Here is a 15,295-nt window from a genome sequence, read left to right as displayed (position 1 = left end):
CGGCCCGAGCCGTCCCTCGACCGGTGCGCGCAGCGCGTCCTCGACACGCTCGCCCCGGCCCGCCCCACCGACGACGTGGCCCTCCTCCTCGCCCGCACCCGGCGGCTGCCCGGCCACCGGGTGGCCTCCTGGGAGATCCCCGCCGACCCGGCGCTCGTCGCGGAGGCCCGCAAGACCACGGCCCGGCAACTCGGCGTGTGGGGCCTGGACGAGCTGGCGTTCACCACCGAACTCGTCGTCAGTGAACTCGTCACCAACGCCATCCGGCACGCCGCCGGGCCCATCCGGCTCCGACTCATCCTCGAACGCACCCTGATCTGCGAGGTGTTCGACGGCGGGGCGACCGCGCCGCATCTGCGGCACCCGCGCACCACCGACGAGGGCGGCCGCGGTCTGTTCCTCATCGCCCAGTTCACCCAGCGCTGGGGCACCCGTTTCCTCCCCGACGGCAAGGTCATCTGGGCGGAGCAGTCCCTGGCGGACCCGCTGGGGTGAGGGACGCGCCCGTGCCGTACTCCGGGTGGGGGCGCCGCCGCCGGGGCGGACGGGTGAACCGGGGCGCCAGGGCGCTGCCCCGTCGTCCGCTCCCGCGCGGGTCCCGTGCGCCCGGCCGCGTCCTGTGCCCCGTTCAGCCTGATTAGCGGCTCTGTGCGCTTCGTATGAATGCAGAGCCGACGTCGGGCACCGGGCTCCGTCGCCTCGGCGCGGACCAGGAACGGGCGGGCAGCGGCGAATGCGAGACGTGGTGCGGCGAAGAACACGGGGACGGGGACGGGGACGGTGTGCGGGTCTGGTGCTCGCCCTCGCGGCGGCCCTGGTGGTCGTCCCGGTCACCGGGACGGCGGCGGGCGCCACGGCGGCGGATGTCACGGCGGCGGGCGCTACAGCGACCGGTGCCCCGGCGCGTGGTGACGGCACGGTGACCGTGCGGGTCGTCGAGGAGGTCGACGCCGACGGGCTGTACGACCGTCCGGCGGAGAAGGGCATGCCGGGTGTGCGGGTCACGCTGACCGACGACCACGGCACCGTGCTGACCAGGACGACGGACGCCGACGGGGCCGCCTCGTTCCGTCCGGTGGGGTCCCCGCTGCGGGGCGGCCGGTACCGCGTCCAGGCCCACAACCCCGACCTCGCCAGCCTCCACCCGGCCCTCGCGGGCCACGGTGACGGCCCGGACGTCATCCGGAGCCCCATCGGGTTCGTCGACGTCTCCGACGCCCGCGACTCCACGTACACCACCGGCTTCTGGGCGCCCGGCGGCCAGCGCAGGGAGCACCCCGAGCCGGGGCCGGAGGGCCGCCGCGGGGCGCCTGTGCAGATCGGCGACCGCGTCTGGTTCGACACCGACGGCGACGGCGTCCAGGACCCGTCCGAACCACCGGTGCCGGGTGTGCGGGTCACGTTCGCCCCGACGTCGTCCGGGCCGAGCCTCACCACGACCACGGACGCCGACGGGGAGTACTACGTCGGTACGGCGCAGGGTCTGCGGCCCGACACCACCTACCGGGTCTCGTTCGATCACAGGGGCGTCGATCCGGGCGGGCTGCCGGGGCGGCCGGGCGCCGCCGACCTGACGTGGACGGCGCGGGAGGCCGGGTCCCACCGGCTCATCGACTCGGACGTCGACGCGTCCGGCGGGAGCACGGTGTACGTCGGTGACCCCGGTTATGTGAACCACACGGTCGACGCGGGTCTCACCAAGGCGCTGCGGCTGACGCTCGCGAAGGCCGACGCCAAGACGCGGCGTCCACTGGCCGGTGCGGTGCTCGGCCTGTGGGAGGACACCAACGGGACGCCCGGACTCCAGCGGCACAGCCCCGGCGGGGACCGGCTCGTCGGCGACTGCGCCACGTCGAGCACCGGCCGCTGCTCGTTCGGGTCACTGCCCGCCGGCACGTACTACCTGGTGGAGACCGGTGTCCCCGAGGGTTACGTCCTGCCGTCCGAGCCGGTCACCGGCCCGTACGCCCTCACCCCGAAGAACGCCTCCCGGGGCACGGGCCTGCTCGTCCGCCTCGACGCCGAACGCGAGAAGCCGTGCGGAGGCGGGAAGAAGTGCGCGTAGCGCCGGAGCGCTCGCGCCCCGGGCGTTCGGCCGGCCCGGGCGCGCGACACGGCACCCCCCGGATGGGATCGGCCCTGACCAGGGGCCTGAGGGTGCCGTGCGCGTCCCGGAGGGTGGGGCTCCCGGGGGAAGGATGGGAGCCACTTCCCCCGGGAGAGTGAGGGAGACCGGATGTCAGCCGTGGATCAGCTGGGCGGTCCAGGTCTTGGTGTGACCGGTGACGGCCTGGTCCTTGGCGACGGCCTTGCCGACGGCCTGGACGCGCGGCGTGGCCTTCCACGTGACGTCGGCGCGGGCGATGCCCTTGACGGCGACCTTGACCGCGCCACCCTTGATCGCGTACGCGGCGTTGACGTTGGTGACCTGGGCCTGGGCGCGGGCGTTGCGCTGGACCTTACCCTTGACGACCTCGTAGCGGAGGGTCAGCTTCTCGGTGGTGACCGGGATGTTGAAGATCTTCTCGGTCGCGCTGTAGGTCACCAGGTGACCGCCCTTGAGGCCGCCCTTCGAGGACACGCTGTGGACGAACTTGACGTCCGCGTTGTACGAGGTGACGTTGGTCACCGGGCGGTTGAGGGTGCCCTTGAGCTGCTTGAAGAGGGACCCGTAGATCTTGCCGTCCTGGAGGTACCCCACGAACTTGGCCTTCTTGGCGGCCGGGAGCGCGGAGAAGCTCTTGAGGGTGCTCTTGGCCTCGGGCGTCTTCTGGGCCTTGAGGTAGGCGACGTAGCTGCCGACCGTCAGCTTCGCCGGCAGCTTCCCGGCGGCCTGGTCGGCGACCGTCTGTACGCCCTGCTGCGGGCCGAACTCGGCGGCGGACGCGGCCGGCGCCAGCACGGCGACGGCGGCGGCTCCCGCGACGGCTGCGGCGGCGAGGCGACGCGTGGTGAAGCGGCTGTGCACAGTGATCTCCCCGTTGATGGTGTGCCGTTGGGTGGTGCGTGCCAACGAGCTTAGGGATCAGCGGAGTTGGCCAAAATTGTCCCTTTGGGCAGTGACCTTGGGGGATCCCCTCACTGTGACGTGGCCGTGTCATTACAGGGTTCTTCTTGTCAGTAGCGGACGCTAAGTTGGAGGGAGATCGCCGCCGCACCCGGGGCACGGGGCTCTGTCGGGAAAAGCGGCATCGGGAAGGACAGACCCATGACCAAGAGGTCTGACGTAGGAGACACCGCGTGCGCCTACCGGCGCACGGGGGCCGACCCGGTTCGGGACATCAGCAGGCTCAAGACGCTGACGGACCGGGAGAAGGAAGTCCTGCTTCTGCTGGGGACGGGCCTGGGCAACCGTCAACTCGCCCGTGAACTCGGGATCGCCGAGCGGACGGTGAAAGCCCATGTCGCCCGAATAGTGGAGAAACTGCAGCAGGAGACCCGGCTTCAGGTCGCGGTGCTCTCCGTCCTCGCCCATGAGCTGCTGTGCGCCGACCCCCGGTGCGCGTGCGGCTCGGCCGCGCCGCTGTCGTCCCGACTCGTCGGGGCATCCGCGGTCTGAGCGTCGGCCGCGACCGGCCCAGCGCCCTCGACCACAGCTCCCCAAGGGCGTTGCACGGCGTGGATTTGACGTTCACTTGTGGGAATGTTGACTCTCCACAGCGGGAGAGATCAATCAACTCAACAGCAACGGAAACGACTTACGGGGTGAATATGAAGATGTGTCGCATGTCCGAAGCCATACCTGTCGCGGCCAGACCCGGACCGGGGTCCGGCACGCGGAGCTGACCTGTGGGTGGGGGCTCGCCGAAAGGCGGGCCCCCGCTCAGGTCCGGATCACCCGGCCGGAGGGCGCCGTCGGCACGAGGCGGTCGTAGCCCCAGGCGCTCAGCCCCATCGCCATCACGAACTGAAGGTCCAGCAGGGCGACGGTCATCATCACGAAGGCCCAGTCGACCGACTCCGCGAGACCGCTCCCGCCCCACACCCCGCCCAGCACCGCGCACACCAGCACCAGGAAGGCGTAGACCGAGACGTCGATGGTCGCGGTGCGCCAGCGCGACAGCGCGGGCAGCGCCTTCCGTACGACGGTCAGCACGGCGACGGCCAGCGGCGGGAAGAACAGCCCGCCCCCGGCGATCATCCCGAGCCCGAGGTCGGCGAGGGAGAACCCTCCGCCCACGTGCACGACGAGCGCGCCCCACAGCCAGGAGGGCAGGGTGACCAGGGCGGCGTATCCGGCCGCCCGGCTCCACGGTGTCAGCATGCGCGCGCTCCTCGGCTCCCCGTCGCCACCGGTGGTCGCACGGCGGCGGTCCCCGCCGTGGTCGGCCGGCGGGGGACGACAGGAGTCTCTCAGCCGGTGCCCCGCCCGCACGGGCCGGGTGCCCGTGCGTCGACCCGTGGGCCGGCCGGGGTCCCGGCACTACGGGTGCGGCGAACGGCCTGCTCACCCCCTCGGGCGAGCAGGCCGTTCGCCGTGTCCCCCGCCGCTGCCGACGGGATCCGCGGGAGAGGTCAGGCCAGACCCCACTCCTGCTTCTTGCGCGCGGCGTCCGAGCTGCCGGACGGCGTGATCGTGATCTTGGTGCCGGGCGTGTCACGGCCGGCGGTGATCACCTTGTTGGCGAGCTTGCTGTAGATCTTGCTGCCGCCGAGGGCCCACTGCTGGCCCTTGGACTTGTTGCAGCTCGACTGCTTGACCTGGGTGTTCGTCGCGGCCGACGACACGGACAGGCACTTCTTCGAGTGCTTGTTCTTGATCACGAACAGCCGGGTCTGGTTCGGCTTGTTGTTGTTGATCCACACGAGGTCCCACCGCTGGGTGGTCGCCGTCCTCGAACAGCCGCGCAGTTTCAGCACGGCCCCGTTGCCCTTGGCGTTGTCCATCGACAGACACCTGCCGCTCTGGCCCCACACCTTCTCCAGGCGCACGTTGCCGTAGCCCTTCGGAATGGTGTCCTGCGCCGCCGTGGAGGCCGCCGATGCCGGAATCGCCCCGCCCGCCAGCAGCGCACCCGCGACACCCGCGAGCACCAGGCCCTTCGCCCCGTTCTTCACCAGGACCACGTCCCCTTCGCAATCGCGTACTCGGATCACCATGAGCCTAGATTCCCCCTGGTGGGAGGGGTATTGACTCTTAGGGCACTGCCCCAAGGTGCAACGTGTCACAGCCCTTCCGCCGACCCGCCCGCAGAACCCGAACCCGTATCGCCGTACTGGCCACCGGCGCCGTGGCACTCGTCACCGCCGCCACCGTCACGGTGCGGGTGCTCGGTGAGCCGACCCATAACTTCGCCCCCTCGCGCCGGTGATGCCGTCTGCGCCCGGGTCAGCCGCAGTACCCGGACCGGCCGGGCGGGACCGGACGGGATACCGGCACGAAGGGCGCCGCTGTGTGGGGCGACGGGGCGATCGCCGTGCGCTGCGGGTTCCCCAGCCCGAGGCCCACCGAAGACCCCCTGGAGGTGGGTCGGGTGGCGTTCCCCGGCGGGACGGCCAGTGCCGCGTCCGTCGGCTGCGTCGGCGATCACCGGACGAGCGGCGCGAGGGCCTGCAGCCGCCGATCACCCACAGCCGCGAGACCGCTGTCGAGGTGCAGGTCGCCTTCGAATTGCGCGCACCCCCGAAGCAGTCAGATCACCTGGGCTCGTCCGCCTTGGCGGCTGCCGGGGCGTGCCGTCGGCACGAGGCGGTCGTAACCCCAAGCGCTCAGACCCAGGGCAGCTGCGAATTGCAGGTCGAGAAGGGCGATGGTCATCGTCACGAAAGCCCAGTCCACCGCTTCATTCATGGCATCTCCGGCCCACCAGCCGCTCAGCACTGTGGTCACCAGCACCAAGGCCGCGTACAAGCAGGTGTCGATGGTCGCGGTGCGCCAGCGCGACAGAGCCGGGAGTACCTTTCGGACCGTCATGAGAGTGAGGAAGGCCACCGGCGGAAAGAGCAGGCCGCCACCAAGGATCACGGCCGGACCGAAGTCCGAGAGCGAAACGTCTCCCCCGGACAGCAGCACATTGGCCATGATCGCTCCCCAGAACCAGGAAGGCAGGGTGACCAGGGCCGCATATCCGGCTGCCCGACTCCAAGGTGTCAGCATCTGCGCTCCTCACATGGCCGTCACCACCCGGCGGCCGGTCGGCGACTCCCACAGTGTCTCAACCCGCGCGCCGGGCCCGAACTCCGGGTCGCCATCAGGTTCGTCGCGGTGCTGGACGCGGTGACGAACTCAGCGGCGTCCGGACTTCATCCGAAAGTGGCTCTCCGGCCACGGCCTTTCGGCCGACCACGGACCCAAACTGCGGCGCGCATTGATGATCCCGAACATGTCCGAGTGGCGATCCACTGGCCAAAGGGACAATGTCGCAGGCCCGTTCATCCCGTTTAGGGTCACTGGCACGTCACGAAAACGATCAAGATGACTCCGCTCCGTGATGCCATGCGCCCAGAACAGGAGAACACGTGCGAACCATGTCACGCGTACCCGGGACCGTCGCTCTCACCGCACTGCCTCTTGCTCTCCTCGCAGGGGCAGCGGCCGCCGGCCCCACCAGTGCGGCGACCACCGCGGCCCTGGCGCCCAAGGCCACGTTCGTCCTGGACGCCGACACCGGAACGTTCACCACGAGTGGCGTTTCCGCGAAGTCCAGCGACACCAAGGTCGTAACTCTCGCGTCCCTTGATGGTGCTGCGACCGACGCGCGCGTTCTCGAGGCCGGGGGCACCCAGGTCCTTGCAAACACCACCTTCGCCAACGCCCCTGACCGCAACGCCCGCGCCGCTTGGGCCGCCGGCTCCCGTTTCGTGGATCTCTCCTGGCCAGACATCGAGGGCGACGGCACCTACACGGTCCATAAGAACGGCCGCGTGATCGCCACGACCTCCGAGCACAGCCTGCGCGATACGAACGTCACGCCCGGTGAGGAAGCCCGGTACGCGATCAGCGGTAGGGCTGGGGACAACGGCCACAACTGGAGCTTCACCGTCTCCGTCCCTCTCTCCTCCGATCGGGCGACGCTGGCAGCCACGGCAAAGCAGGCTGACGCCAAGGCGAGAAACTACCTCAAGACCAAGGTGGTCTACCGAGTATTCATCGGCGCGAAGACCGTCAAGATCGGCAAGGCGGCCGGGATCGCTGCCCGCTGCAAGTACTACGGCGACAAGCATGTCTACAAGGGTGACAACCGCAATTTCTCGTCCAAGATCTCCGGCCCCGGATACAGGGCGCGACTCGAGGGCAACATCTCCTGGAAGCGGTCCAAGTACGAGTTCTTCCGCGCGACGGGCAAATCCCATGTCCTGAACAGGAAGGGCAAGGTCATCGCCACTAAACACGCCAGCGCCAAGAAGATCGACTTCAGGGCGATGAGCAAGTTCAACGGCAAGACCCGAGACGTGCGCGGTGTCATCGAGGCGGGGAACCCCTTCTGCAAGGCCGGGGCCGCCTCCGGAATCTTCAACGCCCGCCTGGCCCGCAACGGTGACTTCTACCTTTCCGGTAAGCACAAGCAGGCCCCGAACCATGAGATCTACTTCTACGGGTACACCTCGACCAAGAAGCACACCACCAAGTCCGTCCTCCGCTTCCGTCAGAGCAACCCTGCATGCGTGGCAAATGGCGCCTGCCGCCCCAGCCCGATTCAGAACAACGGCTCTTACTGATCACCCGGTCACCGTGTGCCGGGACCGGCGCAAGGTGTCAGGGCGGGAAGGCACCGTGCACTACCTTCGCGCCATCTTCTCGCCGTGGTGCTGATGTCGCCGGCGGTGGCGCGAGGAGTAGGCGCCACCGCCGCAGCGGATCGCCTCGCGTAGGCGCATTCCATTTGACCAAACATACGGGGCGGCACCACCAGGAGAACTGGTGGTGCCGCCCCGTCCATGCCGGGAGCACTACTCGGAAAGGATCAGGAAAGGCCCCATTCCTGCTTCCCCCGGCCCTTGCCGGACCCGTCCCTCGGCGCGATCGTGATCTTGGTGCCGGCCTTGTCGCTGTTGGCCGTAAGAAGCTTCTTCGCCGACAGATTGGTGATGGTGCTGGCGGCGAAGCGCCACTGCTGCGCCTTGGACCCGGTCTTACAGGTTGTCTGCCTGACCTGCGTATTCGTCTTGGAAGACGGGACGTACAGACACTTCTTCGAGTGCTTGTTCTTGATCACATACTTATTGAACGGATCCTTCGGCTTGTCGTCGTTGATCCAGACGAGGTCCCAACGCTGCGTGGCCCCCTTCTTCACACACTTACGTAGCTTCAGGACGGCCTTGTTGGCCTTGGAGTTGTCCATCGACAGACATTTACCGCCCGAGCCGAACAGCTTCTCCAGATGGATATTGCCGTAGCCTTTCGGGACCCTGTCCTGCGTCCCGGTGCTTGCCGCGGACGCCGGTGCCACAGCACCCGCCACCAAGGCACCCGCCACACCGGCGAGCGCGAAGCCCTTCATAGCATTCCTCAAGATGCCATTCCCCCTTCTTGATCACGTAGCGCGCTGGTCGAGATCGTAGGGGCTCCCCGGGCGGACGGGTATTGACCCTTGGGGCACTGCCTCAAAGGTTTACCTCTCACCATGCCGTGACACAGCCCACGCGGGGGCGGCCCCGAAGGGCCTCACTTTCGCCCCGTACGATCCCCTCATGCCCCGCAGCACCCAGATCACCGGCCTGGCCATCGGTGCCGTCGCCCTCACCGCCGTCATCGCAGTGGCGGTACGCATGCTCGACGAGCCCACCTTCACTTTCGCCTCCGCTCCCCTGGCCGACGACCCTGCCTGCGTCCGGATCAGTGAGCACTTTCCCGCCCGCCTGGCCGGGCTGGACCGGTCAGAGACCAGCACCAAGAGCGCCGCGGTGTGGGGCGACGGAGCAGTCGTCGCCCGCTGCGGTTTCGCTCACGAAGCCACCGACGACGCATGCGCGCAGGTGAAGGGAGTCGACTGGGCATGGCGCACAAACAGGGACAACAACGGACAGGAAGTGCTGTTCACCTACGGGCGGGAGCCTTCCGTCGAGGTCCAGGTGACCGTCGGCAAGGCGGCCCCCGACTCCGTACTGGTCGGCCTCTCCTCTGTCGTGAAGCCCCTCAAGCAGAACACGAGGTGTCTGGCCGGCTCGGATGTCCCTGCGCCGAACGACAGGACACCGTGATGAGGACGAAAGCGATCTCGCGGGCGGTGCTGTGCACGGTCGGGGTCACCCTTGCGTTGTCCGGCTGCGCAAATACCAAGACGCTGGATCTGGACACGGCCGCACCTCAGTCGGACCAGGCCCGGTCCTTCAAGAGCATTCCCGTGTCCGAGCGGACCGAGGCCCCCGATTTCTCAGGCCGGACAGTCGCCGGTGATCCAGTCCGCCTCTCCGACTACAAAGGCAAGATCGTCGTCGTGAATGCCTGGGCCACTTGGTGCGGTCCCTGCCGGGCCGAGTCTCCCGAGTTGGAGCGAACGTATCGGAAGTTCAAGGACCGGGGCGTGCAGGTGCTCGGCGTCAGCACCGACGTCACGCGGAAGAACGCCCTCACGTTCCAACAAGAGTTCGGGCTCTCCTATCCGAGCCTGCACGATCCCCACGGGAAGCAGTTCCTCGACCTTCCCACCGGCCTGGTGAACCCACAGATCCTACCCTTCACTTTCTTCGTCGACCGGAAGGGCAGGATCGCCGGAGCCCTTCAAATACCCCTGAAGGAGAAGGAGTTGCGGAGCATCCTCACGCCACTGCTGACGGAGAAGTAGCCAGGGCCTCGTCCTGGTACCCGTCCGAGTCCCCGGAGCCACCCGATTCGTCCGATCCATCCAGGTCGGTGACATCGGTGTCCCCGTCCCCGGTGGCCTCCTCCGCGGAGCCGTCGGTGTCGTCGTCCGGGGCCGTCCCGGTGGACTCGTCCGAGGGCTCGCCCCGCCCGCCCACACCCTCCCGGCCGGTCTCCTCCTCGTCCCGCTCCGGCGCCCGCGTCCCCTTCTCGCCCTTCTTCGGCTCGCCCTTCTCGGTCTCCCCCTTCTTCGCCCCGTCCTTCTTCGTCTTCTTCTCGGCGAGGACCTGCTGAAGCCTTTCGGCGCCGGCGCGGGCCGCCTCGCGGGTGGTGGCGTCGTCGATGCCGTAGAGGCCGCCGTGGGTGAGGAGGACGGCGGTGTCGCCGACGCGGACCGCGGCGAGGTCGAGGGTGAGGGCGCCCTCCTCTCCGCCGACGTCACCGCGGACGACCAGCCGCAGCCCCTGCCGGGCGTCACCGATGCCGCGGGGCAGGTCGACGGGGGTGACCTCGGCGGCGTACTCACGGTCCCCGAACCCGGTGACGGTGAACTCGCGGCACTCCCCGGCGAGGCTGCGGAAGTGGTCGAGCCGCTCGTCGACCTGGGCCCGGTCGTAGGCGCCCACCTGGTAGCGCAGCTGGGAGCCGTACTCGTCGTCGTCGAAGCCGGTGACGGCCCGGCCGCCGCGGGGCGCGCCGAGCAGGTCCTCGGCATAGAAGGCGTCGAGGAGTTCCTGGCACTCGGCGGGGTCGGTGCGGCCCTTGAGGAGGCCGTCCCGCCAGGTCGCCGCGCCACGGGTGCCGGACCAGGCGCCGCCGAGGTCGCCCTGGCGGAGCAGCGCGCTGCGGGCGCGGGCGTCGGTGAGGGCGGGGGCCGCAGGCCGGGCGCTCGGCGAGGGGGGAAGCGTGGCCTCGTCGACGGCGGCCTCGGGGAAGCCGCGCGGGGGCGGGGTCCGGTCGGCCACACAGGCCGTCGCCGTGCCGAGGAGCAGCCCGGCGCCCAGGAGCGGGACGAGGACACGGCACGTACGGGGCGTACGACGGCGCATGGCGGAGCCTTTCGGGAACACGGCGTTTGGCTCTACCGCAGCACCGCCCGGTCCGGCCCACCAGCGGAGAGGGGACGTACGGGTGAGGTGCGCCGGACGGCGGTGTTCCCCGGCGCGGCGCCTTGTCCTTCGGGCCACTGCCCTCAAGGGCACTGCCCCAGGAGCCACTTACGCACCGTCACCTCGCCTACCTAGGGTCATGACAGGCGCCTGACACGAGACACCCGAAGGCTGTCCCTCCCACGGGCGCCGGCGTCATCGCAGTGGACGAAGGAGAAGAACACATGCAGCTTTCCCGGTTGGCGAAGGCGACGGCTCTGTCCGTGGCTCCGCTCACCCTCGTCGCGGGCGCCTACCAGGCGAACGCGCTCGGCGGGCAGGACACGGCGGGTGCGCGGCCGGCCGCCGCCGCGGCGTTCTCCGCGTCCGCGCTGTCCGCGAAGGCCGACACCGGTCTGAAGGACGTCTCCGGCTTCGCCGCGGGCTCCGCGCAGGGCAAGCAGCTGAAGGCGCAGGGCTTCGGTGTGCTGAAGTCCGCGGCGGGCGAGACGGCGGTCGTCGACTCCTCGATGGCCCGCCAGGGTGTCACCGCGGCGGCCGGCAAGGGCTTCGTGGAGCTGTCCTGGAAGGGCTACGCCGACGGCGCCCGCTATGTCGTCGCCCGTGACGGCAAGGACATCGCGACCCTGGGCGCGGGCGTGACCTCCTTCCGCGACACGGCGGTCCGGGCGGGTGCCGAGTACACGTACCAGATCATCCCGATCCTGCCGAAGGGCGGCGCGCCGGGCTCCCGGCTGTACGGCATGAAGGTGGCCGTGCCCGAGTCCTCGTCGCTGACGGGCATGCGGTCGGCCGCGGTCGAGCGGGCCTCCGCCGCGGCGGCCGCCTCGACGACCACGCTGAGCTGGGTGGGCTTCATCCCGCAGAAGTACGTGGACGCGCCGCTGGCCGGCTGTGACCACGGCCGGAACTTCAAGTTCGGCGGCGACAACCACAGCGACTTCAACTGGAAGTCCAGCAAGTACCGCTTCGCGCTGCACGCCACCATCACGTGGAGCAACAAGAAGGTGGTGGCCAACAAGCACATCAACCCCACCACCGTCTATGTGAAGAAGACGAGCAAGTTCGTCGCGAAGAAGACCGCCAGCGCCAAGAACGTCTACGCGAAGAAGCTGGGCGGGAGCGGCAACTCCGTGGACATCCGGATGAACGTCCACGCCACCAACCCGTTCTGCAAGGGTCTCGGCGGGGTGAAGGGCGCGGCGTCCGGCGCGTTCACCATCAACATGACCAAGAGCGGCAACTGGACCATCCGCTCCGGCAAGCACCGCCTGTACCCGAACCACTTCATCTACATCTACGACGGTGGCAAGGTCACCAAGGTGTACACCCGCAAGCACGCAGGCACGGCGTGCCTGATCGGCTCCGCGACCTGCCCCGAGGCGGACCTGACCGGCCGCTACGGCAAGTTCTGACATCGTCCCGCCAGGGGGGTGTGCCGGGCGCCTCGCGCGCCCGGCACACCCCCCTTCGCGTCCCCGGGGCGGAGGGGACGCCGGGTCACGGTGTCGGGGTCGCGGTCGGGGTGGGCGTCGGGGCCGCTTTCGCGGTCGTCGGGGTCGCCCTCACGGTCGTCGGTGCCGCCGGTGTGGCCGGTGTCGACCGGGCGATGATCTCGACCACCGCGCCTTCCGGCAGTTGCTCGTAGAGCCAGGCAGCGTCGGTGGGGCGCAGGGTGATCCAGCCCGTGGTGGTGGTGTCGTCGCCGGGGACGGCCTGCTCGTCGGTGAGGGCGGAGGCGATGTAGGCCCCCGTTCCGGGCCTCGGCTTCTCGCCGGGCGCGGTGTCCGTCCTGTCCAGCGGGGCCAGTTCGAGGACCCAGCGCAGGCGCACCGACCGGGTGCCGGTGGACGCCTCCGTGTCCCTGGAGGCCAGCCTGACGGTCTCCTTCCCGGTCACGGTCATCAGGCCCGTCGGTGTCGGCGTCCCGGTGGTGCCGAGCGAGACGGGGAGTTCACGTCCCTCGGCGGTGAGGACCTGGCGGGACAGGTCGACCGTGACGTAGGGGACGTCCCGGGCGGAGGACCGGTCGGGGCCGGGGCTCGCGAGCGGGGAGGAGCGCTGTTCGGCGCCGTGGCCGGTGCCCTCGCCGGTGACGTGCACCGTGAGGACGGCGGCCAGGGTCGCGGCGGCGCAGCCCCCGGCGAGGAACGCGGTCGTCCGGCGGCGGTGCCTGCGGCGTCCGGCGGCGGCACGGACACCGGCACCGGGCAGGCGTGGCGGCGTCTCGGCTCCTTCGGCCAACTCCCGCAGGCGGCGGGTGAGTTCATCGGACACGGCCGTGCTCCTTCTCGCCCTCGCCGGGGGCCAGTTCGCGTGCCAGTGCCGCCCGGCCGCGGGACAGCCTGGCCTTGACGGTGCCCACGGGCGCACCGGTCTCGGAGGCTACCTGCTCGACACTCAAATCGCACAGATGGTGCAGGACGACCGCCATGCGCTGCGCCTCCGGTAGTCTGCGCAACGCGTCGACCAGCACCGCCCGTTCCGGTTCGGGGCCGGGCGCGTGCTCGGGGGGCGGATCGCGGCGCATCAGCTCCAGCCAGCGGCGTGCCCGCCGCCACCGGCTCACCGCGAGCCGCATCGCCACCGTCCGTATCCACGCCTCCGGCGCCCCGTCCGCGAGGAACTCCCGCCGCCGGTCCCAGGCCCGGACGAACGCCTCCTGCACGACGTCCTGCGCCTCGCCGTGGTCCCCGGTGAAGGCGAAGAGCTGGCCGGTCAGCCGGGGGAACGCGGTGGAGTAGAACGCGTCGAACTCTTCCTCGGTCATGTCCCCGCCGTCATCGACAAATCCGTCGGGCCGCTGTGCAACCCGGTCGCCCCCCTCGTGCGTACAGGTCCCGGACGTACGCCACGTACGCCCGACATCGAAACACACCCAGGACTCATCACAGGGGGGCCCATGACCTCGCGAGCCGCACGGATCCGCCGACGTCTCGCCCGTACGCTCGCCGCCGGCGCGCTGGGCGCCTTGTTGCTCGCGGGCTGTTCGAGCAGCGGGGAGGGGGTGCGGGACGAAGGGCCGAGCCGGCTGCCCGCGGCCCTGAGCGTCGCGACGCACCACTGAGAATCGCCGGAACTCGCCGGAACCCCGTTCGGAAACTTTTTCGCCCCGCGTGTCATCCGACCCGTACGGCACCGAGGTTTACGGGGTGTCAGAACAACACAGCCACAAGGCACATCTCTGGGGGTTGTCCGTTCATGTCCATGGCACGGATGCACAAGTACGTCGCCGTCGCAGCGCTGACCACGCTGCTGGCGGGGGCGCCGACGCTGTCGTACGCCGTCTCGCGGGGGGAGACGGCGCACGGCACGTCGGTCGCGGCCGAGGTGGCCGCCGCCGCGCGGAAGGCGCCGACGCCGAAGATCGTCAAGCCCGGTGAGCACGTCGTCGCCGCGCCCGGCTTCGAGCTGTGGCTCACCGCCGAGGGCAAGCACTGGGTGGAGCCCGACCTGCCCGACTTCGAGCAGTTCCGCAGCGTCGTCGACGGCAACATCGACCTGAGCCGGCCCGGCGTCTCGCTCCAGGCGGGCGGCCACGAGGGCGTCTACCACCTCTCCGGGATCTACTACGGCGGCAAGGGCACCGCCTCGCGTGTCCAGGTGAGGACGAGCGAGGGCACGGTCCACGGCAAGCTGATCGAGCTGGCCGGGAAGCCGGGCTGGGGCGTCTGGTACGCCACCACCCCGCTGCCCGCCGGCGACGACGGCGAGGACTTCCTGCGCGGTGTCACCGTCTACGACACCAAGGGCCGGGTCTACTCCCAGCTCCGGATCCCGGGGGTCTGACCCGGCGCCCCCGCCGGGGCCACCGACACCCACGTGACCGTGCGGGCGCGGGAGCTGACCACTCCCCGCCCGCACGGCGCGCTCCCCCACGTTCCCGACCCCGAGGACCGTCGTCCGTGCCGCACGAGACACCCGGATCGCCCGAGGACGGCGACTTCGCCGCGTACGCCACCGCCGCCTGGCCGCGTCTGGTGCGCACCGCGCACATGCTGACCGGCGACTTCCACGAGGCCGAGGATCTCGTGCAGACCACCCTGGCCAAGGTGTACGCCCGCTGGCGGCGCATCCCGCGCGACGAGATCGACTTCTACGTCCGGCGCTCCCTGGTCAACAACAACATCAGCCGGGTGCGCAAGAGACGCGTGGCCCACCTGCTGACCCCGTTCCTGCCCGAGCGGGTGCACGAGCGGCAGGCCGGGCACGCCGAGTCGGTGGCCCAACGGGCGGCGCTGGACCAGGCGTTGGCGGCGCTGTCGGCACGGCAGCGGTCCGTGCTGGTGCTGCGGTTCTGGGAGGATCTCAGCGAGACGGAGATCGCCCAGCTGCTCGGCTGCTCCCTCGGCACCGTCAAGACGCATCTGAGGCGCGGACTGACCGCCCTGCGCGCGCACCCCGTGTTCACCGCCGCGCCCCCCGACGACGGCGGCCCCACCAC

The 15,295-nt window shown here is 70.1% G+C and carries 19 protein-coding genes; 11 read left to right on the top strand and 8 right to left on the bottom strand.

Features of this window, described 5'->3' with window-relative positions; all coding sequences use genetic code 11:
* Both AOK15_RS24175 and AOK15_RS24170 read left to right on the top strand, forming a co-directional pair.
* The coding region (locus AOK15_RS24175) for an ATP-binding protein (RefSeq protein WP_167738848.1) at positions 1–495 on the top strand (495 nt) is incomplete at its 5' end.
* 298 nt (positions 496–793) lie between these two features.
* A complete protein-coding gene (locus AOK15_RS24170; RefSeq protein ID WP_055520297.1) occupies positions 794–2,065 on the top strand; it encodes an SdrD B-like domain-containing protein in 1,272 nt (423 codons plus the stop codon).
* A 174-nt stretch (positions 2,066–2,239) separates the two neighbouring features.
* On the opposite strand, the gene AOK15_RS24165 is transcribed toward AOK15_RS24170, so the two are convergent.
* Positions 2,240–3,013 carry a hypothetical protein gene (locus AOK15_RS24165; protein WP_055520295.1) on the bottom strand — a complete coding sequence of 258 codons (774 nt, stop codon included), beginning with the start codon at positions 3,011–3,013 and terminating at the stop codon, positions 2,240–2,242.
* 195 nt (positions 3,014–3,208) lie between these two features.
* Between AOK15_RS24165 and AOK15_RS24160 the strand changes: the two genes are divergently transcribed.
* Complete coding sequence (locus AOK15_RS24160; protein ID WP_055520293.1) at positions 3,209–3,559, top strand: LuxR C-terminal-related transcriptional regulator; 351 nt, start codon at positions 3,209–3,211, stop codon at positions 3,557–3,559.
* Between the two features lie 264 nt (positions 3,560–3,823).
* Here the strand turns inward: AOK15_RS24160 and AOK15_RS24155 are convergent, their stop codons facing one another.
* Both AOK15_RS24155 and AOK15_RS24150 read right to left on the bottom strand, forming a co-directional pair.
* On the bottom strand, positions 3,824–4,264 hold the full coding sequence (locus AOK15_RS24155; protein ID WP_055520291.1) for a hypothetical protein: 441 nt from the start codon (positions 4,262–4,264) through the stop codon (positions 3,824–3,826).
* Between the two features lie 251 nt (positions 4,265–4,515).
* Positions 4,516–5,100, bottom strand: coding sequence for an RICIN domain-containing protein (locus AOK15_RS24150; protein ID WP_240508571.1), 585 nt, complete (start codon positions 5,098–5,100; stop codon positions 4,516–4,518).
* A gap of 62 nt (positions 5,101–5,162) precedes the next feature.
* Between AOK15_RS24150 and AOK15_RS45190 the strand changes: the two genes are divergently transcribed.
* A complete protein-coding gene (locus AOK15_RS45190; RefSeq protein WP_157870353.1) occupies positions 5,163–5,312 on the top strand; it encodes a hypothetical protein in 150 nt (49 codons plus the stop codon).
* A gap of 320 nt (positions 5,313–5,632) precedes the next feature.
* Here AOK15_RS45190 and AOK15_RS24145 read toward each other — a convergent pair whose 3' ends face one another.
* Positions 5,633–6,022 carry a hypothetical protein gene (locus tag AOK15_RS24145; RefSeq protein ID WP_157870352.1) on the bottom strand — a complete coding sequence of 130 codons (390 nt, stop codon included), beginning with the start codon at positions 6,020–6,022 and terminating at the stop codon, positions 5,633–5,635.
* A 446-nt stretch (positions 6,023–6,468) separates the two neighbouring features.
* Here AOK15_RS24145 and AOK15_RS24140 point away from each other — a divergent pair, with 446 nt between their 5' ends.
* Entirely contained in the window at positions 6,469–7,659 is a 1,191-nt protein-coding gene (locus tag AOK15_RS24140) for a hypothetical protein (protein ID WP_055520288.1), read from the top strand.
* A 245-nt stretch (positions 7,660–7,904) separates the two neighbouring features.
* Here the strand turns inward: AOK15_RS24140 and AOK15_RS24135 are convergent, their stop codons facing one another.
* On the bottom strand, positions 7,905–8,441 hold the full coding sequence (locus AOK15_RS24135) for an RICIN domain-containing protein (RefSeq protein ID WP_240508570.1): 537 nt from the start codon (positions 8,439–8,441) through the stop codon (positions 7,905–7,907).
* 190 nt (positions 8,442–8,631) lie between these two features.
* On the opposite strand from AOK15_RS24135, the gene AOK15_RS24130 reads away from it, so the two are divergent.
* Together AOK15_RS24130 and AOK15_RS24125 are read left to right on the top strand one after the other, a co-directional pair.
* Complete coding sequence (locus AOK15_RS24130; RefSeq protein ID WP_055520283.1) at positions 8,632–9,141, top strand: DUF3515 family protein; 510 nt, start codon at positions 8,632–8,634, stop codon at positions 9,139–9,141.
* Complete coding sequence (locus tag AOK15_RS24125) at positions 9,141–9,725, top strand: TlpA family protein disulfide reductase (RefSeq protein WP_055520281.1); 585 nt, start codon at positions 9,141–9,143, stop codon at positions 9,723–9,725. The genes AOK15_RS24130 and AOK15_RS24125 overlap by 1 nt, the downstream gene beginning before the upstream one ends.
* On the opposite strand, the gene AOK15_RS24120 is transcribed toward AOK15_RS24125, so the two are convergent.
* Positions 9,700–10,791 carry a hypothetical protein gene (locus AOK15_RS24120; RefSeq protein ID WP_055520280.1) on the bottom strand — a complete coding sequence of 364 codons (1,092 nt, stop codon included), beginning with the start codon at positions 10,789–10,791 and terminating at the stop codon, positions 9,700–9,702. The genes AOK15_RS24125 and AOK15_RS24120 overlap by 26 nt on opposite strands.
* A gap of 284 nt (positions 10,792–11,075) precedes the next feature.
* On the opposite strand from AOK15_RS24120, the gene AOK15_RS24115 reads away from it, so the two are divergent.
* Entirely contained in the window at positions 11,076–12,266 is a 1,191-nt protein-coding gene (locus AOK15_RS24115; RefSeq protein WP_055520277.1) for a hypothetical protein, read from the top strand.
* An 85-nt stretch (positions 12,267–12,351) separates the two neighbouring features.
* Here the strand turns inward: AOK15_RS24115 and AOK15_RS24110 are convergent, their stop codons facing one another.
* Positions 12,352–13,128, bottom strand: a complete 777-nt coding sequence (locus AOK15_RS24110) for a L,D-transpeptidase family protein (protein WP_055520275.1) — start codon at positions 13,126–13,128, stop codon at positions 12,352–12,354.
* Positions 13,118–13,621 (bottom strand): SigE family RNA polymerase sigma factor, encoded by a 504-nt coding sequence (locus tag AOK15_RS24105; RefSeq protein ID WP_055520273.1) that lies wholly within the window; start codon positions 13,619–13,621, stop codon positions 13,118–13,120. Before AOK15_RS24105 ends, AOK15_RS24110 begins: the two co-directional genes overlap by 11 nt.
* A 132-nt stretch (positions 13,622–13,753) precedes the next feature.
* On the opposite strand from AOK15_RS24105, the gene AOK15_RS45185 reads away from it, so the two are divergent.
* The 3 genes from AOK15_RS45185 to AOK15_RS24095 all read left to right on the top strand — a co-directional run.
* Entirely contained in the window at positions 13,754–13,918 is a 165-nt protein-coding gene (locus tag AOK15_RS45185) for a hypothetical protein (RefSeq protein WP_157870351.1), read from the top strand.
* 140 nt (positions 13,919–14,058) lie between these two features.
* Positions 14,059–14,640, top strand: coding sequence for a hypothetical protein (locus tag AOK15_RS24100; RefSeq protein WP_338059921.1), 582 nt, complete (start codon positions 14,059–14,061; stop codon positions 14,638–14,640).
* Positions 14,641–14,756: 116 nt separating this feature from the next.
* On the top strand, positions 14,757–15,295 hold a 539-nt coding region (locus AOK15_RS24095), incomplete at its 3' end, for a SigE family RNA polymerase sigma factor (protein ID WP_055520268.1).

The organism is Streptomyces ossamyceticus (genome assembly GCF_001418475.1).
Taxonomy (GTDB): Bacteria; Actinomycetota; Actinomycetes; order Streptomycetales; family Streptomycetaceae; genus Streptomyces; species Streptomyces ossamyceticus.
This window is presented reverse-complemented; position numbering and strand designations above follow the sequence as displayed.